General features: G+C 72.2%; 17 protein-coding genes and 1 pseudogene. 10 read left to right on the top strand and 8 right to left on the bottom strand.

Annotated elements, in window-relative coordinates; genetic code table 11:
- Window positions 1-108: 108 nt before the first annotated feature.
- Window positions 109-387: a LysR family transcriptional regulator gene (locus tag FL311_RS18725; RefSeq protein ID WP_046718573.1), complete on the top strand. Its 279-nt coding sequence runs from the start codon at window positions 109-111 to the stop codon at window positions 385-387.
- On the opposite strand, the gene FL311_RS18720 is transcribed toward FL311_RS18725, so the two are convergent.
- A complete protein-coding gene (locus FL311_RS18720; protein WP_141326679.1) occupies window positions 376-699 on the bottom strand; it encodes a hypothetical protein in 324 nt (107 codons plus the stop codon). The two genes, FL311_RS18725 and FL311_RS18720, sit on opposite strands and share 12 nt — an antisense overlap.
- Before the next feature lie 724 nt (window positions 700-1,423).
- Between FL311_RS18720 and FL311_RS18715 the strand changes: the two genes are divergently transcribed.
- Entirely contained in the window at window positions 1,424-3,337 is a 1,914-nt protein-coding gene (locus FL311_RS18715) for a TonB-dependent receptor (protein WP_255510351.1), read from the top strand.
- Window positions 3,338-3,340: 3 nt separating this feature from the next.
- Here the strand turns inward: FL311_RS18715 and FL311_RS18710 are convergent, their stop codons facing one another.
- The 5 genes from FL311_RS18710 to FL311_RS18690 all read right to left on the bottom strand — a co-directional run bounded on the left by FL311_RS18710 (window position 3,341) and on the right by FL311_RS18690 (window position 10,208).
- Entirely contained in the window at window positions 3,341-4,741 is a 1,401-nt protein-coding gene (locus FL311_RS18710) for a hypothetical protein (protein ID WP_141326675.1), read from the bottom strand.
- A 102-nt stretch (window positions 4,742-4,843) separates the two neighbouring features.
- Complete coding sequence (locus FL311_RS18705) at window positions 4,844-6,223, bottom strand: hypothetical protein (RefSeq protein WP_141326673.1); 1,380 nt, start codon at window positions 6,221-6,223, stop codon at window positions 4,844-4,846.
- 103 nt (window positions 6,224-6,326) lie between these two features.
- Window positions 6,327-8,324, bottom strand: coding sequence for an ATP-dependent DNA helicase (locus FL311_RS18700; protein WP_141326671.1), 1,998 nt, complete (start codon window positions 8,322-8,324; stop codon window positions 6,327-6,329).
- Window positions 8,325-8,463: 139 nt separating this feature from the next.
- Window positions 8,464-9,216 (bottom strand): hypothetical protein, encoded by a 753-nt coding sequence (locus FL311_RS18695; RefSeq protein WP_141326669.1) that lies wholly within the window; start codon window positions 9,214-9,216, stop codon window positions 8,464-8,466.
- Window positions 9,213-10,208 carry a site-2 protease family protein gene (locus FL311_RS18690; RefSeq protein WP_141326667.1) on the bottom strand — a complete coding sequence of 332 codons (996 nt, stop codon included), beginning with the start codon at window positions 10,206-10,208 and terminating at the stop codon, window positions 9,213-9,215. The genes FL311_RS18695 and FL311_RS18690 overlap by 4 nt, the downstream gene beginning before the upstream one ends.
- A 212-nt stretch (window positions 10,209-10,420) precedes the next feature.
- Between FL311_RS18690 and FL311_RS18685 the strand changes: the two genes are divergently transcribed.
- From FL311_RS18685 to FL311_RS18675, 3 genes are all read left to right on the top strand, one after another.
- Window positions 10,421-10,768, top strand: coding sequence for a hypothetical protein (locus FL311_RS18685; RefSeq protein ID WP_141326665.1), 348 nt, complete (start codon window positions 10,421-10,423; stop codon window positions 10,766-10,768).
- Window positions 10,769-10,869: 101 nt separating this feature from the next.
- Window positions 10,870-11,670 (top strand): hypothetical protein, encoded by an 801-nt coding sequence (locus tag FL311_RS18680; RefSeq protein ID WP_141326663.1) that lies wholly within the window; start codon window positions 10,870-10,872, stop codon window positions 11,668-11,670.
- A gap of 42 nt (window positions 11,671-11,712) precedes the next feature.
- Window positions 11,713-12,429, top strand: coding sequence for an HAD family hydrolase (locus FL311_RS18675; protein ID WP_141326661.1), 717 nt, complete (start codon window positions 11,713-11,715; stop codon window positions 12,427-12,429).
- 428 nt (window positions 12,430-12,857) lie between these two features.
- On the opposite strand, the gene FL311_RS18670 is transcribed toward FL311_RS18675, so the two are convergent.
- Window positions 12,858-13,328: a transcriptional regulator gene (locus FL311_RS18670; protein ID WP_141326659.1), complete on the bottom strand. Its 471-nt coding sequence runs from the start codon at window positions 13,326-13,328 to the stop codon at window positions 12,858-12,860.
- 163 nt (window positions 13,329-13,491) lie between these two features.
- On the opposite strand from FL311_RS18670, the gene FL311_RS18665 reads away from it, so the two are divergent.
- The 5 genes and pseudogenes from FL311_RS18665 to FL311_RS45145 all read left to right on the top strand — a co-directional run bounded on the left by FL311_RS18665 (window position 13,492) and on the right by FL311_RS45145 (window position 18,869).
- The gene (locus tag FL311_RS18665) at window positions 13,492-14,352 is read left to right on the top strand and encodes a calcium-binding protein (protein WP_141326657.1); all 861 of its coding nucleotides are present in this window, start codon (window positions 13,492-13,494) and stop codon (window positions 14,350-14,352) included.
- Between the two features lie 692 nt (window positions 14,353-15,044).
- Complete coding sequence (locus FL311_RS18660; RefSeq protein ID WP_194869255.1) at window positions 15,045-15,950, top strand: lipid kinase; 906 nt, start codon at window positions 15,045-15,047, stop codon at window positions 15,948-15,950.
- Between the two features lie 52 nt (window positions 15,951-16,002).
- Window positions 16,003-16,659, top strand: a pseudogene (locus FL311_RS45155) (carboxypeptidase-like regulatory domain-containing protein); the annotation flags it as partial.
- Window positions 16,660-16,792: 133 nt separating this feature from the next.
- Window positions 16,793-18,214: a carboxypeptidase-like regulatory domain-containing protein gene (locus FL311_RS45150; RefSeq protein ID WP_255510350.1), complete on the top strand. Its 1,422-nt coding sequence runs from the start codon at window positions 16,793-16,795 to the stop codon at window positions 18,212-18,214.
- The gene (locus tag FL311_RS45145; protein WP_228556946.1) at window positions 18,138-18,869 is read left to right on the top strand and encodes a PDZ domain-containing protein; all 732 of its coding nucleotides are present in this window, start codon (window positions 18,138-18,140) and stop codon (window positions 18,867-18,869) included. The genes FL311_RS45150 and FL311_RS45145 overlap by 77 nt, the downstream gene beginning before the upstream one ends.
- Window positions 18,870-18,901: 32 nt before the next feature.
- Here the strand turns inward: FL311_RS45145 and hrcA are convergent, their stop codons facing one another.
- Entirely contained in the window at window positions 18,902-19,933 is a 1,032-nt protein-coding gene (gene hrcA, locus FL311_RS18650; protein ID WP_141326653.1) for a heat-inducible transcriptional repressor HrcA, read from the bottom strand.
- Between the last annotated feature and the right edge of the window lie 277 nt (window positions 19,934-20,210).

The raw sequence follows: 20,210 nt of genomic DNA, 5'->3' as shown, positions 1-20,210 counted from the left end.
GGGATTCGAGGATAGCAGCGGGCGGCGGGTCGCCCTCCTGCTGGATTCGGAACAGGCGCGGGGGCTGGGGGGTGCACGTCGGGGCGAGGTCTCGATAACGTGGGGGTCGTGAGCATCACGCACCTCCAGTCCTTCGTCGCCGTGGCCGAGGAGAAGCACGTGGGCCGTGCCGCGCGTCGGCTCCACCTGACGCAGCCGCCGCTCAGCCGGCACATCCTCGCGCTGGAGGATGAGCTGGGCACCCGGCTGTTCGAGCGCACCCGCCAGGGCATGCGCCTGCTGCCGGCTGGCGAGGTCTTCCTGCACCACGCGCGCCGCATCCTCGCGGAGGTGGACACGGCGGTGCTCACGGTGCGCGGGCTCGCGCCGCGTGAATCAGACGGGTGACGTCTCGCCCGCGATTTCAACGGGCAGCGACAGGGCCTCTCCCCGGTGAACGAGGGCCGCTGCTCGAACCAACTGCCGCACCTGGTGGGCGCTGAGCGGCAGCTCGCGGAAGAGCCGGTACGGAGAGAAGTCACCCACCGACATGTCGAGCAAGGGGCTCTGCCCCACGCGCTCGGCGCGCAGCTCATGGCGGAGCCCCGCCACTTCGATGACGAGCGCACAGTCCAGCGCGTCGAGTCTCTGGACCTCGAGGATCCGCAGGACGCCACCCGTGAAGTGCCCTCCCCGCTCCGTCTCTTCTGACGTGGACATCGGGCGCTTCTCTCCGCCTCGCGTCGCCCATCGGACGAAGTCACACAGGACCAGGACCGCTTCGCCATGGTCAAGCCATGACTCGGTGCGCGCCCCGCGCATACTGAGGCACCTCGCCTCCCACCGGAAGGGACCTCCCGAACATGCCTCGCAGGTCGTCTCGCCTCACCTCGTCGAAGCTCCGTGGGTGCCTCCTGCTTCCAGGTGCGCTGCTCGCGTCCGCGACCTGGGCCCAGTCCGCCAACCCCGAGACGAATCCCCCGCCGCTTGACGTTGTCACCGCCGCGTCGACTCGCACGACCCCGACGGCGCACGAAGGTCCTCACCTCCCTGGCCATGTCGTCGCGCAACCCGCGTCCACGAGCCCGACACCGCACGCAGGCTCCTCCGCCGAGAGAGAGGACGTGGGCACCACGGAGTCGACTCGTACGCCCCCGACGACGCACGAAGGTCCCCACCTCCCTGGCCATGTCGTCGCGCAACCCTCGCCCACAAGTCCGACACCGCACGCAGGCTCCTCCGCCGTGAGGGAGGACGTGGGCGCCACTGGTTCGATGCACGCGACACCGACCCCCCCAGAGGGCCCCACCTCCCTGGCCATGTCGTCGCGCAACCCGCGCCCACGAGCCCGACGCCTGACGAGGACAACCCTGAGTCAGCTAAACCTGGCTCGACCTCGCGCACCGTCGTCACGGGCACGCGGCTGCCGCGTCCCATCCGCGACGTGCCCGCCACCACCGTGGTGCTGCCTCGCGAGGAGATCGACCGCAGCCCCACGCTGACCCAGGACACGCTGGTCCGCTCGCTGCCGTCCGTGGCCACGTTCCGTCGGACCCCCAGCCTCGTCTCCGACCCCACCGCACAAGGGCTCAACCTGCGCGGCCTCGCGCCCTCCGGCGTCGCGCGCACGCTCGTCCTCCTCGACGGCGTCCCCGTCAACGACCCGCTCGGAGGCTGGGTCTTCTGGCGCTCGCTTCCACGACTGGGCCTGGAGCGCATCGAGGTCGTCCCCGGCGGCGGCTCCGCCCTCTACGGCAGCTCCGCGCTCGGCGGCGTCGTGCAGCTCATCTCCCGCCCCATCACCGGCCCCGCGCTCGACGCCGACGTCTCCTACGGCAACCGGGGCACCGGCCTCGTCGCCGCGCGCGGCGCCCAGCGCTGGGGCCCCGTCGCCGCCGCCCTGGAGACCGAGCTGCTCACCAGCGACGGCTACCGCATCGTCAGCCCCGGCCAGCGCGGCGCCATCGACGGCGACACGCCCAGCAACCACGTCGTGCTCAACGGCCGCGTCGAGGCCCAGCCCACCGACACGCTCACCCTCTCCGCCCGCGCCAACCTCTTCCGCGAGAACCAGAACGGAGGCACCCGCTTCACCACCGCCCGCGTGGAGCTCGCGCAGTTCGGCGCGAGCGCGCGCCTCCAGACCGAGGCTCGCGGCACCTTCACCCTCGACTTCTTCGGCCGCGCGCTCCGCTTCGAACAGGACCGCGCCCGCGTCGGGCAGGACCGCGCCACCGAGGTCCTCGCCGCCTCCCAGGACGTCCCCGCCAACGACCAGGGCGCCTCCCTCGTGTGGACCGCGCCGACCTGGGACGCGGGCGGCCCCCATCAGCTCTCCGCGGGACTCGACGCCCGCCGCATGGCCGGCGCCTCCCAGGAGCAGCTCTTCCCCGCCACCCAGGCCCCCGAGGCGCTCGTCGCCCGCGAGGCCGGCGGCACCCAGTGGAGCGGCGGCGTCTTCCTGCAGGACCTCTACGCCCCCATCCCCGCCCTCGAGCTGTCCGCCGCGCTCCGCCTGGATGCGTGGCGCAACACCCGCGGCCAGCAGCGCGTGGAGCGCGTCAACGGCGCCACGGACACCACCCGGTACGACGACCGCACCGAGCACCAGCTCAGCCCACGGCTGGGCCTGCGCGTGCGCCCGTGGGACACCGTCACCTTCCGCGCCTCCGGCTATCGCGCGTTCCGGGCCCCCACCCTCAACGAGCTCTATCGCCCCTTCCAGGTCGGCACCGTCCTCACCGCCGCCAACGCGGACCTCTCCGCCGAGCGCCTGTGGGGCGCCGAGGCCGGCGTCGAGGTCGAACCCGTGCGCGCCCTCACCGCGCGCGTCACCGGCTTCTGGAACGTGCTCGAGGACCCCATCACCAACGTCACCCTGCCGGGCAACGCGGGCCGACAGCGGCAGAACCTGGGGCGCGCCCGCGTGCGCGGCGTGGAGGCCAGCGTCGACTGGCGACTGTCACGCCGCTGGACCACGCTGCTCGCGTACACCTTCGTGGACCCCACCGTCACGAAGGCCCCCGGTCAACCCGAGCTGGTGGGCCGCCAGCTCGCGCAGGCCCCCCGACACCGCGGCGCCGCCAGCCTCACCTTCGAGGACCCGCGCCTGTTCACCACCACCGTGCAGCTTCGCGTCATCGGCCCCCAGTTCGAGGACGACCTGAACGAGCGCGGCATGGGCGGCGCGCTCGTGGTGGACGCCGCCGTCAGTCGGCGGCTCTTCTGGAAGGTGGACCTGTTCGCCGCCGTGGAGAACCTCTTCGACCGCGAGTACCTGGCCGGCCGCGCCGGCGTGGACACCCTGGGGCCCCCCGTGCTCGCGCGCGTGGGCCTGCGCCTCAGGGATGCACCGTGAGCCTCACGGACACTGGCGGAAGTAGTCCACGCGCCGCAGCGGCCTGGCCCCGACCTCCGGCACGAACACCGAGGTGAGCATCACGTGCGCGCGCTGTTGTGCATCCAGCTCCAGGAAGGCCCCCGCATAGTCGCGTCGGTCCGGCCCCACATTGGCGTCGAGCGTGGCCTTCACCCAGCCCTGCTGCGTCTGGACCCAATGGGCCAACGGCCCCGAGAGCCCCGCCATCAGCACGTGCACGGCGCCCGAGCTGTCCACCGCCACGCTCTCGAGCGGATGGACCTCCGGTGCGATGAGGCTCGTGCTCCAGCTCCCCTGCGCATCCCGGACGGCCAGCCAGGTCCCACCGGAGGAGCTCCACGCGACGTGCGGGACACCGGAGGAGGACAGCGCGAGGAACGGCTCTCCCCACACCTCGGCGACGACCTCCGACACCCAGGTGCCCGAGGCGTTCGTGGCGTAGTGGAGGCGCTTCTGCGGATACCCCTCGTAGACCAGGTGGGCCTTGCCTTGCCCGTCCACCTTCAGGGAGGTGAAGGCGGACCGGTCCTGGGCCCGCAGGCCCGTGTCCTCCACCACGAGCGCCCCCGGAGGCCCATGGGTGTGCATGAGGCGGTGCTCCGCGCCGATCCACATGGACAGCGCATGGAGGTGGCCTTGCGCGTCCAGTTCGAGGCCCTTCACCAGACCGCTCGCCATCCGCGTCTCGACCCAGCGGCCCGACGTGTAGCGGAAGAAGTGCGTGGGGACCTCCGTGGCGCCCTGCGCGAACTGCGGACTCAGGGCCACGTGGACCTCGCCCGAGGCGTCCACGCGGATGCCACCCGGCCAGGGCGGCGGCCCCATGAAGCCCGTCCTCGGAAACGTGCGCCAGGGCTTCGTCGTCGGCACCCGCACGATGTCGTCGGTGAACTCGATGAGGTACGCGTCACCGTCCGCGTCGAGCGCGAAGTGCGCGTAGCCCTTGGTGCCCTGGGGCAACAGGTTGCGCTTCTGCCAGCCCTGCTCGCACGCGCTCCAGTCCGACATGCGCGCGTCGACGCCCGCATCACTCAGTACGGGGCCATCCGGGTTGTGCGGCCACCCTCCCGCGTCCGGCGTCCCGCCATCCTCGTCCACTCCGCCGTCCGCCGGAGGGAGCAGCTCACCGCCGTCCCCCTGCCCGCCGTCCTCCCCCGCATCCGGCCCGGCGTCCTGCATCCCGGGCGGAGGTCCCGCGTCGTCTCCGGCATCGAGCCCCGTCCCGGGCTCGCCGCCATCCTCCATCCCCGCGTCCTGGCTCTTGCCGCCAGCGTCCTGGAGTCCGATCAATCTCCGGGGGTCGATGATGGGCTCACACGCGCACAGCCCCACCGAGACACACAGCAGGATGAGACGCAGTCGGGGAGAGGGCGAGCGGTCCACGAGCAACCTGGGGAGCGGAGACGGACCCGAAGGCCACGTCGGTGAGGAGGGAAGCCAGAGGGAACTGTAGCTGAAATCACGCGGGGGCCCAGGCGGGCCCGGTCACTGACATTGGCGATAGGCGTCCATGGTTCGCAGCGGCCTGCCGCTCACCTCGTCTGGCTTCAGCCACGTGTGCATCACATGTGCGCGGCCCTGGGAGTCCAGCTCCATCGACGAACCCGTCACGGAAGGAGGGAAGCCGAGCGGCTCGGGGCCGAGCCTCGTCCGCACCCAGCCTCCGCTCGCGTTGCTCAGGTGCAACGGCGAGCCGTCCCACACCGTCAACAACAGGTGCACCGCGCCGGTCGGGCTCACGGCCAGCGCCTCCATCGAGGCACTCTCGTCGCCGACGGACACCGCGGTCCATCCGGCCTGCGCGTCCCGCGAGGCCAGCATGATGTTGGAGCCGTCCTTCCAGGCGATGTACGGCGTCCCCGAGGCCGACAGCGCGAGGTAGCCATCGTCTCCCTGCGTGGAGACGGGCTCCTCCACCCAGGCGCCGGACGCGTTCGTGGCGTAGTGGATGCCCCGGGGTTTCCTCGGGATGAAGGCCACATGCGCATGTCCTCGGGCATCCATTTGGAGGCTCGCCCGGTAGATGTCGTCATCGAGCACGAGCCCCGTCTCCTCGACCACCAGCGCGTCCGGCGACCCATGCGTGTACAGGAGGCGGTTCTCCGGGCCGATCCACGTGGACATCGCGTGCAGGTGTCCGCGCGAGTCCACCTCCAGGTCCCACAGCAACCCGCCGGGCTTCGCGGTGTGGACCCACCGGCCCCCGGTGTAGCGCAGGAAGTGGACGGGGACGTCCGTGTCGCCCTCGAGGTAGCGCGGGCTCAAGGCCACGTGGACCTCTCCCGTCGGGCCCACGCGCACGCCGACCACGTAGGGCTGCGGCCCCAACCACCCCGTCCTCGGGAACGTGCGCCAGGGCTTCGTCGTCCCCACGCGCAGGATGTCGTCGGTGTGCTCGATGAAGTACGCGTCACCGTCCGCGTCGAGCGCGAAGCTGCCGTACCCCTTGGTGCCCGCGGGCAGCACGGTGCGCTGCTGCCAGCCCGCGTCGCACCCGCTCCACTCGGTCATCCGCACGTCGACGCCGCCATCTCCCAGCACCGGGCCATCGTCCTCGACGACACCGCCCGCGTCCCCTGCGTCACCGGGGCCACCATCCGCCCCCGCATCCTCCGGCGTGGGCTCGCCACCATCCGCCCCCGCATCCTCCGGCGTGGGCTCGCCACCATCCGCCCCCGCGTCCTCCGGCGTGGGCTCGCCGCCGTCCGCGCCGGCGTCAGCGACATCCGGGTCGGAATCCCCGGCGCCCGCGTCGGGAGGCTTCGCGATGGCCCAGGGCGACAGGACGATGGGCTCACACGCCACCACCCCCGCCACGGCGGCGAGCAGGAGCACTCTCGAGCGGAGCAGGACAACCCAATCCACGAAACACCCTGGGAGCGGGGACGACTGGAGGGGACACACCCCGCCAGGGGCATACGAAACGGGCGATTTATCCGGGCCATTTCCGCGCGGAAAAACCCGCCGCTCAGTCCACCGGGCGCAGGATGCGCAGGGGGCGCACCGGGCCGTTGAACCAGCGGCTCAGCTCCACCAGGTCATCCACCCGGCGCGCGTCCGGGAGGCTGTCCAGGAACACCTGCCCGTACGCCTTGGTGCGGATGCGCCGGTCCAGCATCGTGACGATGCCCTTGTCGGACTGCGTGCGAATCAGCCGGCCGAAGCCCTGGCGCAAGGCCAGCGCCGCCTGGGGCAGCTGGTACTGCTCGAAGGGCTCCTCGCCCCGCGACTGGAGCTGCTTGATTCGCGCCGCCACCAGCGGGTCTCCCGGCGAGGCGAACGGGAGCCGGTCGATGATGACCAGGCTCAGCGCGTCCCCGGGCACGTCCACGCCCTCCCAGAAGCTGTGCGCCGCGAAGAGCACGCTGGGCGTGTCGCGGAACGCCTCCAAGAGCTGCGCCTTGGGACGCTCGCCCTGCAGCAGGGCTTGATACGGCAGCCGGCCCGCCGTCAGCTCGTACGCGCGCACCATGTTGCGCAGCGACGTGAAGAGCACGAAGGCGCGCCCGCCCGTCACTTCACACAGCCGGACGATTTCCTCCGCCGCCGCCTCGATGAAGCCCGGCGCGGTGGGGTCCGGCAGGTGCGTGGGCAGGTACAGCGCGGCCTGGCGCGGATAGTCGAAGGGGCTGGGCACCGCCAGCGTCCGCACGCGCGTCACCGTCTGGCCGTCCTCGCCGTACAGCCCCATGCGCCGGGCGAAGAAGTCGAAGCGGCTCTCCGCCGCCAGCGTCGCGGACGTGTACACCACGGTGTCGAGCGCGCCGTACATCCGCTCGCGCAGCTCCTTCGCCACGTCGATGGGACTGGCGCGCAGGAACAGGCCCTTGCCGCGCTGCTCCGCCCAGTACACGTGGTCCGTCGACTCCGCCTTCTCCAGGAAGGTGAGCTGCTCCTCCAGCTCGTCCGCGCGGCGCGTAATCGCGGCCAGCTCCGGCTCGCGCTCGCCCGCGGTGAAGGCGGACAGCGCGGCCAGCCCCTCGCGCACGCCGCCGAGCGCGCTGGTGAGCTTCGCCATGCCCTCCGCCTGGAGCGTCACCGACGCCTCGTGGCCGGACAGCCCCAGCGCGCGGGGCGCCTGCGCGAAGAAGGCGTCCGCGCCGGTGCGCAGCCGGGCCGCCAGCGCGCGCAGCATGGCGTGCCGCGAGTCCTCCTCCTTCAACGCCGCCACCGCGTCGCGCGCCAGCTCCTCCAACCGGTAGTTGGAGACGCCCACGCCGAAGTGCCCGCTCGCCGCGTCCTCGAGCGCGTGGGCCTCGTCGAAGATGACCGCCTCGTAGAAGGGCAGCACGCCCTCGGTGCGCTTGCCGGAGCTGCGCAGGGACAGGTCCGCGAAGAACAGGTGGTGGTTGACCACCAGCAGGTCCGCGTCCTCCGCGCGCCGCCGCATGCGCGTGACGAAGCACGTCTCGTACAGCGGGCAGCGCGTGCCCACGCACGTCTCGGACGTGGTGGACAGCCGGGGCCAGGCACTGAAGGACTCGGGCAAATCCAGCTCGCCGCGGTCGCCCGTCTGAGTGTCCTGCGCCCAGGCCTTCAGCTTGGGCCAGTAGCGCGACTCCTCGCGCGTGGCGAACTGCGGGTCCTTGGAGAACGCCTCGTAGCGATGCAGGCAGAGGTAGTTGTTGCGCCCCTTGAGGTAGGCCGCCTCGAAGGTGAGGCCCATCTTCTCGCGCAACAGCGGCAGGTCCTTGAAGAAGATCTGGTCCTGCAGGGTCTTCGTCGCAGTGGACACGACGACGCGCCGGCCCGACAAGAGCGCGGGCACCAGGTAGGCGAGCGTCTTGCCCGTGCCCGTGCCGGCCTCCGCCAACAGGTAGCTGCGCTCGGCGAAGGCCCGCTCCACGGCGCGCGCCATCTGGAGCTGCTCCGGGCGGTGCTCGTACGCCGGCAGCGCCACCTGGAGCGCGCCCCCTGGACCGAGCAGGCCATCGACGGACAGAGTGGGAGAGACGGGGAGCGTCATCGGGAGTGGCCAGCCTCGCGCAAGCGGCCCGACACGATAGCAGCCACCCGCGTCCGGAGCCCGTTTCCGACCACCCGCGAGCGCCACGGCCCGCATGGCCGGCCGCCTGGCGACGGGGCGTTTCGCGCGGGAGGATTCGTCAGGGCACGTCGCCGGACAGGAGCACGCCAACGCGCTGGATGATGAAGGCGGACATCAGCAGCACCACCAGGAAGAGCACCGCGATGGCCACCCCGCGCATCCGCCGCGTCAGGAGCGACGCCCCCTCGCCCTCCCCCTCCGTGGGCACCACCACCGTGGCGCGGCGGACGATCTCCTCCCGCGCCCGCTGCGCCACCGCGTCGTCCGGCGCCCGCGCCAGTCGCACGCGGTACAGCCTGCCCGCCGTGGCCAGCTCGCCGCGCCCCATGGCCAGGGTCAGCAGCCGGTCATGCGCCTCCCACTGTCCCCACTCCCCCGCCAGCCGGCGCCACTCCTCGCGCAGCGCCTCCGAGGGCTGGTGCTCCGACTCCACGAAGTTGGCGTACACCAGCCCGCACTGCGAGCAGGACGTGTCCACCTCGCGCCGCGTCGACACGCACTTGGGGCAGTGACCGGGCGGCGGCACGAAGAGCGCTTCGTCGTCCAGCGGCGGCGCCGCGGCCACCGCGCCCCGCACCACCCGCAGGGCCGGAGCACCGGCGCGCGCGGCGGTCTCCAACACGGGCTCCTCCGCGGGCCTCGCGCTGGCGAGCGGCTCGCCGCCCACCGACGGCGTCACCGCCAGCGGCTGCGCGGCCCGGGCGCGACTCTCCGCGCCGCACCGCTGACACGACACCACCAGCCCTCCGGACTCCAGCCGGTAGGACTCCAGGGGGATGAGCCGCTCGCACGCCTCGCACTGGAACTTCATGACACCACCTGACGCAGGGGCACGGGCATCGCGCAACCGATGAGGGCCAGCAGGCACAGCGCGCAGATGAGCTTGCGCATGGGGCTGAGCGGCTCCTGCGGGTACACGACCTCCGGATGCCCGAAGCCCACCACCTTGCTCGTCACCAGGAGCCACAGCCCCCAGGACGCGGTGACGAAGAGCGTGAGGAACAGCAGCACGGCGGCCATCAGCCGCCCCACCCAGTGCGCGTGACGCCCCAGCACCGCGAACGCCAGGTGCCCCCCATCCAGCTGCCCCATGGGCATCAGGTTGAGCAACGTGACGAGCAGACCGAACCAGCCCGCGATGACCACCGGGTGCACCAGCACGTCCTTCCCCTCCGGCAGGGGACCCAATGCCAGCCACGTCAGCCCCTGCATCAACAGGCTGTCACCAAACAGGGTCTGCACGCCATGGAAGGCTTGCTCCGGCGCGGGCGGCGCGTGGGTCACCTTCGCCATCACCCAGGTGAAGAGCTCCTTGCCGTAGACCCACAGCGAGGACTCGCCAGGGAACTGCGAGGCGACCTGCGGCGCGTCCACCACCGCCGAGTGCGACAGCCCCCAGTAGAGGATGGGCAGCGCGACGACCAGCCCCGCCAGGGGCCCCGCCGCGCCGATGTCCACCAGCGCGTTGCGGTGCGGGATGCGGTCTCGGATGCGGATGACCGCGCCCAGCGTGCCCACCCCCAACACCGGCAGCGGGATGAAGTACGGCAGCGACGTGTCCACCCGGTGCAGGCGCGCCAGCACGTAGTGCCCCATCTCGTGAGAACCGAGAATCGCGAGCAGGGAAAGGCTGAACGACAGCGCGCGCGTGGCGGCCTCGGTGGAGACCTCGTCGGGCGAGTACGGGCGCTGGAAGTGGAAGTAGAGCAGGTAGGACGTGAAGGTCGTCGCCACCGTCAACAGCAGCAGCAAGAGGTGCAGCCAGTACCTGGGCGCGGGACGTGCGACGGGGACGGAGTCCATTCAGGGAGCCTCGGGTTCTGGGCTAGCAAGGCGAGGTGCGCATTACAACGCGGGCGCGCATCCACCATGGCCATACAGTGTGTCCGGACGGACCTTGACATGGGGTCGACATCTGGTACGACCGCGCCCGCTTGAAGGTCACTTTCAAACGGACGTGCGCCCTCGTGGGTGCTCGCCCACCGGACAAGCGACACTCACTCGAGGGGAAAACCATGAAGAAGCTCATCCTGTCGGCCGTTGCCGCGTCCAGCCTCATCGGCTGCACCAGCGTCGAGAGCGCCGTTGTCTCCGGGACCGAAATCGCCGCCAACGGTGAGGCCGTGGCCGTCATCCAGACGAACGCGCTGGGCCTGACCGCCATCTTCCACATCATCGACATCGTCCAGAGCGATCTGGACACCGTCGTCAACAAGCTCCTCATCGCCGAGGCGAAGGCCATGGGCGCGTCCAAGGTCGACCTGAAGACGGCCAGCACCACGCCCCGTCACGGCATCTACGCCCTGGCCGGCACCATCATCGGCATCACCTCCTCCAGCGCCACCGGCGTGGCGGTGAAGTAGTCAGGCAGCCGGCCCCTCAGGGTTCGGCGACCTTCGGAGGCCCCCTGGCGACAGGCGGGCCTCCTTGCATTTCAGCCCTCCTCCTGCCCCACTCGCGCCCCATGTCCCCTCGCCTCTTCGTGTGCTGTGTCGTGCTCGTCCTCGCGGGCTGTTCTCGGAAGTCGGACGACGTCGCGGCGCTGGCCTCGCAGGTGAAGACGCGGCTGGTCGAGCGCGACCGGAAGCTGTCCGGCTACGGCATCGCCGGGACGGTGAAGGACGAGGGCCAGGACGCGGTGCCCTTCACCTTCGAGCACCGCGCGCCGGACCGCATGCGCGGCACGCTGGGCGAGCCCCCCGCGCGCATCTTTTCGTGGGACGGCACGCACCTGTTCGAGCAGCTCGACGGGGAGAAGCGCTTCACCACGTTCAAGTCGGAGCTGCCTCCGGCGAAGCTGTCGGGCTTCCTCACGCAGACCTTCAGCGCCTTCATCCCCGAGGGCTTCCGCGCGCCGCTGGTGTCGCACGGGGCCACGCTGCGCCGGGTGAAGCACGCGCGCGCCGAGGAGGCCGTGGAGCTCTCGTTGTCGCTCGGCGGCGAGGCCCAGGGAGTGGAGCTGGTGTACGTGCTGCGCTGGCCGCAGCTCGACTTCCTGACCAAGCGCTCGCGCTCGCCGGACGGGGCGGAGGCGGAGGTGCGGATGGAGGAGGAGCACTGCGACGCCCAGCTGGGCCTGTGCGTGCCGAAGAGGCTGAGCCGCTGGTTGGGAGGCCGCAAGGTGGGCGCGACGGTGCTCACCCGGGTGGAGCTGACGAAGCCGCCGCCGAACGACGCCTTCACCCTCGTGGCGCCCGAGGGCTACGATGTGAAGACGCGGACACTCGTGGAAGCCACGGAGGTGAACCCTCCCTCGGGCGGTTGACCCCCGCCAGGTGCGTCCCCACTTTCGCCCGGGAGGCGAGTGATGGTGGAGAACGTCATCTTCGACGTGGATGGAACGCTGGTGGACTCGGTGGACGAGCACGCCGAGGCGTGGCGACGCTCGTTCCTGCATTTCGGACGGGATGTTCCCTTCGCGCACGTGCGCAGCCAGATTGGCAAGGGCGCCGACCAGCTCATCCCCGTGTTCTTCAACGACGAGGAGCTGGAGCGCTTCGGCAAGGAGATTGAAGAGTACCGCTCCAAGCTGTTCCTGGACGAGTTCCTGCCCAAGGTGCGGCCCTTCCCGCGCGTGCGGGAGCTGTTCCAGCGGCTGCGTCAGCAGGGGCGGCGGCTGGCGCTGGCGTCCAGCGCGAAGGACGAGGAGCTCAAGCACTACGTGCGGCTGTGCGGCATCGAGGGCCTGTACGAGGCCAAGGCCAGCAAGGACGAGGTGGACAAGAGCAAGCCCCACCCGGACATCTTCGAGAGCGCGCTCGCGCGGCTGGGCCGCCCGGACGTGAGCACCGCGGTGGTCGTGGGGGACACGCCCTATGACGCGCTCGCCGCCGGCAAGCTGGGCCTGCCCACGGTGGGAGTGCTGGCCGGAGGCTTCCTGGCCGAGGACCTGCGCGCGGCGGGCTGCCGCACGCTGGTGAAGGACGCGGGGGAGCTGCTGCGGCTCGCCGAGGAGTCCTCGGTGGAGTGGCCGTGGAACGGGCCGGGCGCGTCGCCCGCCGCCAAGGATGAAGAGCCGCGCTGAGCGCGTGCGCCGATGCGCCGCCGGACTCCGGACGGCGCATCGGGTCCTTCTCTCCCGCTGGCGCACGTGAGGCACCTCGCCGCGTCGCCGAGCCCGGCTCGATATCGGACGGCGCATCGGGCCCTGCTCTCCCGCTGGCGCACGTCAGGCACCTCGCCGCGTCGCCGAGCCCGGCTCGATATCGGACGGCGCATCGGGCCCTGCTCGTCCGCAGGCGCGCGTCAGGCACCTCGCCGCGTCGCCGAGCCCGGCTCGATATCGGACGGCGCATCGGGCCCTGCTCGTCCGCAGGCGCGCGTCAGGCACCTCGCCGAGCCCGGCTCGATACGTGATGACGGGACGTGCCGGGAAGCTGGGGCGTCGCGCTGACGCGTGACAGGCCAGGCGCACCATCCCACGCGAGCTGGGAACGCCTGACCTGGGGACCGCTACTTGCGCGAGCGCCCACCGCGCGAGGTCCGCCGGGCGGAGGTGCCGCGACGGCTGGTGGTCTTGCGCGCCGTGCCGCCGCGAGAGCGGCTGCTCGTGGATGAGCGACGGGCCGTGGCGCGCCTGGCGGCCGTGCGGCGCGCGGTGGACTTGCTGCCGGAGCGCGTGGCGCGCGTGGGCTTGCGCGCGGTGGACTTCCGGCTGGACGTGGCGCGCTTGGTGGCCGTCCGGCGGCCTCCCTTGCTTCCGGCCTTGCGCGCGTTGGCGCGGGCCTTGGGACGACGGCGCGCCGCCTTCGCCTTGCTGCCGGAGCCACCCTTCATGCCGCCACCGGTGAGCTTGTTCACCGTGGCCCAGGCCCGAGCCTCCGCGGTCTTCTCCGAAGTGCCCTTGTCCTCGTAGCCCTTCTCGATGTGCTCGGCCATCCGCTTCTGTTTCGCCGTGTACTTCGCCTTGCTTCCTCGTGCCATGCGTCGCCCTCCGGGCTGTGTGCTCCACCGGCACAGGGCCGGCCTTGCCTGGAAGGTGCGCAGCCACCCATGCACAGGGAAGGGGCGCGGCAACTTCTTGCCACCCAAGAGGTTCGAGCCGTGCGAGGCCGGACACCGCGGCCCCTCACCCGGAGCGCATCCGATGAACCGACGCACCCGCATCCTCGCCGCCACGCTGCGCCTTGCCCTCGCGTGGGGACTGACCGCCTGCGGCCTCGATTCGGACGAAGCCGCCGCGCCCCATGTCCGCGAGGCCGCGTCCTACCTCGCGCTCGCCGAGGAAGAGGGCGGGCTCGGCGAGGACGCGGTGGTGGACGCGGACACGCCACGGCTGGAGGCCATGGTGGAGGAGGAGCTGGAGGACGGGCGGACCGAGCCCACGGACACCGGTGACGTGTGCGACTTCGAGGCGCACCGCGCTCGGGTCGTGGCCCGCCATGACGAGAACGGGGATGGTGTGCTGGGACGGCGAGAGCTTCGCGCGCTCCGCGTGGACCTGGGCGAGCGACGCGACAGCCTCGACTCCCGACGGGTGCACGAGGGCCGGCGTGTCCGACGGCAGGCCTTCTGGCGTGTGCGCTGGGTCTTCGACCAGGACGCGGACGGCGCGCTGTCTCCCGAGGAGCGCGCCGCGCTGGGGGATGCCATGGAGGCACGTTGCCAGCGCCTGCGTGCGCAGCGACTGGAGCAGTACGACACGAACGGCGATGGCGTCCTGGATGAGACCGAGCGACGGGCCGTGCGTGAGGCGCGGCGCGCCCGCTGGGAGCTGCTGCGACGGGAGCGGCTCCAGACGTACGATGTGAATCGCGATGGTGCGCTCGATGCATCGGAGCGCGCGACGCTGCGCAAGGCGCGCGTGGAGGCGGCCTGGAAGCGGCGCGCGGAGGTGCTCACCACGTACGACACCGACGCGGACGGCGTGCTGAGCACCACGGAGGCCTTACCGCTGAGAGAAGCCCTTCAGCAGCGCATCACCGAAGGCCACGACGCGGAGCGCTGAGCCGCTGCGTCCGCGCGCCGCCGAACCGGCACGAAGCTGCGGGGTCCACCCGCTGCGGCGGACAGGGTCGCTCGAACTCCCCCATCGACACGAAGCCGCTGCGTCCACCCGCTGCGGCCGCCAGTCCCGTGGTGCCCCACCGATACGAAGCCGCTGCGTCCGCTCACGGCGGCCGCCTTGCCTGAGGAACCTCACCACCAACACGAAGCCGCTGCGGCCACCCGCTGCGGCCGCCAGGCCGTAGTGCCCCACCGACACGAAGCCGCTGCGTCCACCCGCTGCGGCCGCCAGTCCCGTGGTGCCCCACCGACGCGAAGCCACTGCGTCCATCCGCTGCGGCCGCCTGGCCCGTGGTGCCCCACCGACACGAAGCCGCTGCGTCCACCCGTGGCTCCGCCCTACGGGAGATCCCCAGGAGCCCGGATCCACGCATGGAGCCATGACGTCCTCCGTCGTGTCGGGCGGGCTCGCAGGCCCACACCGAGCCCCTCGCCCTCCGGATGGAGGGCCCGGCCCCTGGAGGAGATTCCCGGCCCGCCCTCGCCGCGGGCCTCGTCCTCCGGGGCCCGCTGGCCTCGCGGACGGCGCGTGCACATCTTGCCGACCACGCGACAAGGAGAAGGTCCCTGGAACCCGCGCTCATCGAGCCACCCCGCCGGCTGCCCCTCGACGAGGGCCCCGCGGCTTTGGTCGTGAACACGCAGTCCCGCTCGGGCCGGGAAGCCTATGCGCTCGCCAGGAGCGCCCTCGCCTCCCGGGGTGTGGTGCTGGCGGAGAGCCATGCGTTGTCCAGAAGCGGACGACTGCGCCGCGTGCTGGAACAACTGCTCGAGCGGGGCACGCGCCGCATCCTCGTCGGAGGTGGAGACGGGACGCTGAGCGGCGCGGTGGGCCACCTGCTGGGTCGCGACGTGACGCTCGGCGTGCTGCCGCTGGGCACGGGCAACGACTTCGCGCGCTCTCTGGGAATCCCCGCCGACGTGGAGGCCGCGTGCGACGTCATCGCCCGGGGCTACGCGGCGCGCGTGGACGTGGGCCTCGCCAACGGCCGCCCCTTCCTTAACGCGGCGAGCCTGGGCCTGGCCACCGCCATCGCCAGGCGCCTGACGAAGCGACTCAAGCAGCGCGCCGGCGTGCTCGCCTATCCTGTGGCCGCCGCCGCCGAGGTGATGGACCTCAAGCCCTTCCGCATCCGGCTCAAGGCGGACGAGCAGGAGGTGGAGATGGACGTGCTCCAGCTCGTGGTGGGCAACGGCCGCTACCACGGCGCGGGCATCATGGTGGCGCCGGACGCGCGACTGGATGACCGACGGCTGCACGTCTACGCCATCGAGGCCCCGTCGGCGAGCTCGGGCCGCGACGGCACGGGCCTGGGCCAGCTCCAGGACCTGGCCACCCTGGCGCGCGTGGCCCTGTCGCTCCGCAGCGGAGAACATGTGGACCACCCCGCCGTCACCTCGCTGCGCGCCGCGCGCCTCTACGTCGAGGCCACGCCCGCCCAGGAGATCAACGCGGACGGGGAGCTCATCGGGATGACGCCCATGCGCTTCGAGGTGGCCCCCGCGGCGCTGCGCGTCTACGCCCCCGCGCCCTCCTGAATTCCGAATTGTTTCAGGGTGGCTTACGCTGGCCTCTCCGCGAGGACGAGCCATGCGACAGCGTTTCCACCGTCCCTTCATCATCGCCGCCTTCCTGGCCCTCTGCGCCGTGCTCCTGCTCTGGCTCCGAGTCCCGCATCAGGGCGAGGCCGCGCCCGCGAATGAGCCCGCCCCGCCTCGCCCCCTCAACGGCGAGACGACGCGGCCCGCCCCTGGAAGCTCCGCGCCCGCCACGCCGCGTGACACGCCGGTGACGCCCGACGAGGGGGCCTTCCTCGTGCGCGTCACCGGGCCCCAGGGGCCCCTGGCGGGCGCGAAGGTGCGCGCCTTCCGCCGGCCTCCCGATGAACGCCGCGAGCCCACGTGGCGACTCACCAGCGAGGGGACCACGGGCCCGGACGGCACCGTCCAGCTCCCCGCGCGCCCCGGTGACTATCTCGTCACGGCGCAAGCCCCGGGCCACGCCCCCGCGCGCCGCGAGGCCACCCGGCCGGAGGACCTGCCCCGGACGGTGGTCGAGCTGACGCTGACCGAGGGCGTGACGTTGCGAGGCCGCACGGTGGAGGAGAACGGCGGTGAGCCGGTGCCCCTGGCCGAGGTGACGCTCCACCCCTACCCGGGCACGGCCTTCTCCTGGGCCCAGCCCGTGGAGCTCACGGAGGAGGCGGCCACGGCGACGAGCGACGGCCGTGGCCAGTTCGAGCTGTCCGGCCTCGCGCCCGGCCGCTACCGGCTCACCGCGCAGGCGCCCGGCTTCAGCCGCCGCGAGCTGCTCTTCCTCCACGTCCCGCGGCAGGGGGAGCTGGTGGCTGTGGGGCGCGGGCACGCTGGAGGGGTATGTCGTGGACGCGAAGGGGCAGCCCGCCCCTGGCGCGCGGGTGCGGGCCACGGGAGGCCTGACGCCCCTGGAGACGACTTCGAGCGAGGGCGGCGGGTTCGCGCTGGAAGTGGGCATGGGCAACTGGGTGCTGACCGCGCAGCGTGGCGACGCGGTCGGTCGCGCGCCCGGGACGTTGTTCGTGGGCCCCGGCCAGACGCTGCGCGGCCTCACCCTCACGCTGGGCGCCGAGGGTGGCCTGACGGGCGAGGTGCGCTCCACCGACGTCGCCTTCCCGGTGCGCTCCGCGGAGCTGGTGGTGCACCCCGCGGACAGCCAGGGGGAGCTCGCGCGCACGACGCTCGGCGGTGGCGGCATCTACCGGCTGGGACTGCCTCCAGGCAGCTACGACGTGGTGGTCCAGTCGCCGGGCTTCTCGCGAGGCATGAAGGCGAACGTGGAGGTCGGCACCGGCGTCTTCACGCAGCTGGACTTCGAGCTGGAGCCCGCGAGCGCCAGCCTGCAGGGCATCGTCCAGGACGCGCGCGGCACGCCCGTGGAGGGCGCGGAGGTGCGCCTGGACGCGGGCCGCCGCTCGGGTGTGGCGGCGCGCACCACGCACACCGACGCGAGGGGCGCGTTCGCGTTCCGGGAGCTGGTCCCCGGACAGGTGCACGTGCGCGCGCGGCGCGAGGGCGTCCAGGGATGGACGGAGAAGGTGGAGACGCTGCTGCCGAAGCGGTCTGTCTGGACGACGCTGGTGCTGGCGGACACCGGCATGGTGCAGGGCCGCGTGACGCAGGCGTCCGGCAAGCCTCCGTCCGAGCCCGCGCTGGTGCGCGCCGTGGCCCGCACGTCGACGGGCGGCGGCGCGGCGAACATCAGCTACGCGGAGACGGACGCGCAGGGCGTGTACTCGATGGAGCTGCCCGCGGGCGTGTACCAGCTCACCGCGGTGCTGCCGCGCGCGCGCTTCATCTACTTCCAGGACGATGACCCCAGCGTCACGGTCCATGCGGGGAGCGCGGTGCAGCAGGACCTGGTGCTGCTCGAGGAGCGCGGCATCTCCGGCACGGTGCGCGAGCCCTCCGGCGCCCCCAGCCCCTTCGCCATCGTCGCGGCGGTGCAGGGCGGCGACATGCCCTTCATCCTGCGCGTGCAGGCGAACGAGGAGGGCACGTTCGAGGTCCCCACGCGTCCCCAGGGCGCGCCGCCGCTCGCGGAGCTGGCGGCGTACAACGCGGGGCGCACGGTGAGGGTGCCCTCGGTGAGCGAGGGCCAGGGCCTGGTGGAGCTGCGGCTGAAGCCGGCGGCGCGCCTGCGCGGGAAACTGGTCGCGAAAGGGGGTCCCCCCCCCGGATGGCTTCACGTTGACGCTGACGGAGGCGAGCGGCGAGGAGCTGCCCTGGGAGGCGGAGGCGCCGTCGACGCGGCACTTCACGGGTGACTCGTTCGAGCTGCTCGACGCGCCGGGACAGGCGCTGAAGGTGCACGTGCGCGCGAGAGACGGGCGCACGGGCTCCGCGCAGGTGGCGCTGACGCCGGGCGGCGCGAGCGAGGTGGAGGTGGAGCTCGAGGGGACGGGCGCCGCGGCAATCGCGGGGCGCGCGGTGTGGGCTCGCAATGGGGGACCGGCCGCGGGCGTGGCGGTGTTCCTGGACCAGCCCGTGTCCGCGAAGCCCGACACGCACACCGGCCCGGACGGACGCTTCCAGCTCCCGGACGTGCGCCCCGGGCCGCACACGGTGCGCCTGATGCCGTTCGAGGGCCGCGTGGAGACGCGCGCGGTGAAGGTGAAGCCGGGCGAGACGACGGACGTGGGCGACGTGACGGTGTCTCCGCGCCGCGCGCAGCCGGGCACGGTGGGAGCGGGCTTCAGCGAGGCGCGCGGCTCGGTGGAGGTGGCGTGGCTGACGCCGGACGGGCCCGCCGCGCGCGCGGGCGTGGTGGTGGGAGACCGGCTGGTCTCCGTGGATGGCCTCGTGGTGCGAGACCGCGCGGAGGCGGAGGCCAGGACACGGGGCACGCCGGGCTCACCCGTGCGACTCCAGGTGCGACGCGAAGGGCAGGAGCGCGAGCTGTTCGCCACCCGCGCGGAGTAGGCCGCGCGGCACGCGCCCGTCCCTGCGTCGGGCTACACCTTCTCCAGCACGCGCGAGAGCACCTGCGCGGTGAAGTTCACCAGCGGAATCACGCGCCGGTAGTCCATGCGCGTCGGGCCGATGACGCCCACCGTGCCCAGCACCTGCTCCTGGTTCCCGTAGGGGCTGGCGATGACCGTCACGTCCCCCGCGGCCGAGAAGTCGCTCTCCGCGCCGATGAAGATCTGCATCTCGTTCGCGCGCTGCACCCGGTCCAGCAGCGACAGCAACCGGTGCTTCTCATCGAGCGCCTTGAAGAGCGCGCGCATGCGCTCCACGTCCGCGAACTCCGGCTGCTCCAGGAAGGAGCCGGTGCCCTGGATGAGCACACGCTCCGTCGTCGGCAGGTCCGTGGCGGCCGCGCCCAGCTTGAGCGCCTTCGCCGTCAGCGCGTTGTAGAGCGCCTGCTCCTGGTCCATCTCCGCGCGGATGCGCTCGCGCGCCTCCTCGAGCGGCACCTCGTGCAGCAGCTCCGACAGGAAGTTGCTCGCCCGCAGCAGTTCGTCCGAGGTGATGGGGAAGTCCACCGTGATGGCCTTGTTGACCACCTGCCCGCTCTGCCCGACGAGGATGGCCAGCACCCGGTCCTCGCGCAGCCGGACGAACTCGATGCGCCGGAACACCGCCGAGTCGGGCCGAGGCGTCACCACCACGCCCGCATGCCGCGTCAGCGAGTGGAGGATGCGGCTCGCCTCGCCCAGCATCTCCTCCAGGTTCGCCTCGTGGAACAGGCCCGCGTGGATGAGCTCCCGGTCCCTGGGCGTCGGGTCCTTCAGCTTGACGAGCGTGTCCACGTAGAAGCGGTAGCCCGCATCCGTGGGGACCCGGCCGGCCGACGTGTGCGGCTTCTCCAGGAAGCCCAGCTCCTCCAGGTCGGCCAGCACGTTGCGCATGGTCGCCGAGGAGACCTCGAACCCGGGGCGCCGGGTGAGCTGCTGGCTGCCCACCGGCCCGCCCGTGGAGATGTACTCCTGCACCACGGCTCGCAGGACTTCCTTCTCGCGTTCACCCAGCTCTTCGGACATCCAGGCGCTCTCACTTGGGAGCCCGTGGCCCACCACCTCGCGGCCACCGCTCCAGCACCCAAGTCTAAGAAAGCGCGTCCACAGGTTCAATCCACGCCCCCTCCGCCGAGCGGCCGACAGCGGGCCCCCACCGCGCCCCGTCCGCCAGCGTCCGAGCGGGCGTGCACTCGCACTGTATCGCCCGGGAGAACGGCCGACTGTGGGGTATGGCAATGCTCACATGGCCGACGGGGTGTGCCGACGCTACAAGCCGCGCCACCGTGACCGCCTCATCCGC

The organism is Myxococcus sp. AB025B (assembly GCF_006518215.1).
Lineage (GTDB): Bacteria > Myxococcota > Myxococcia > Myxococcales > Myxococcaceae > Myxococcus > Myxococcus fulvus.
The sequence above is the reverse complement of the archived record's forward strand: the minus strand, read 5'-3'. Positions and strand labels throughout refer to the sequence as shown.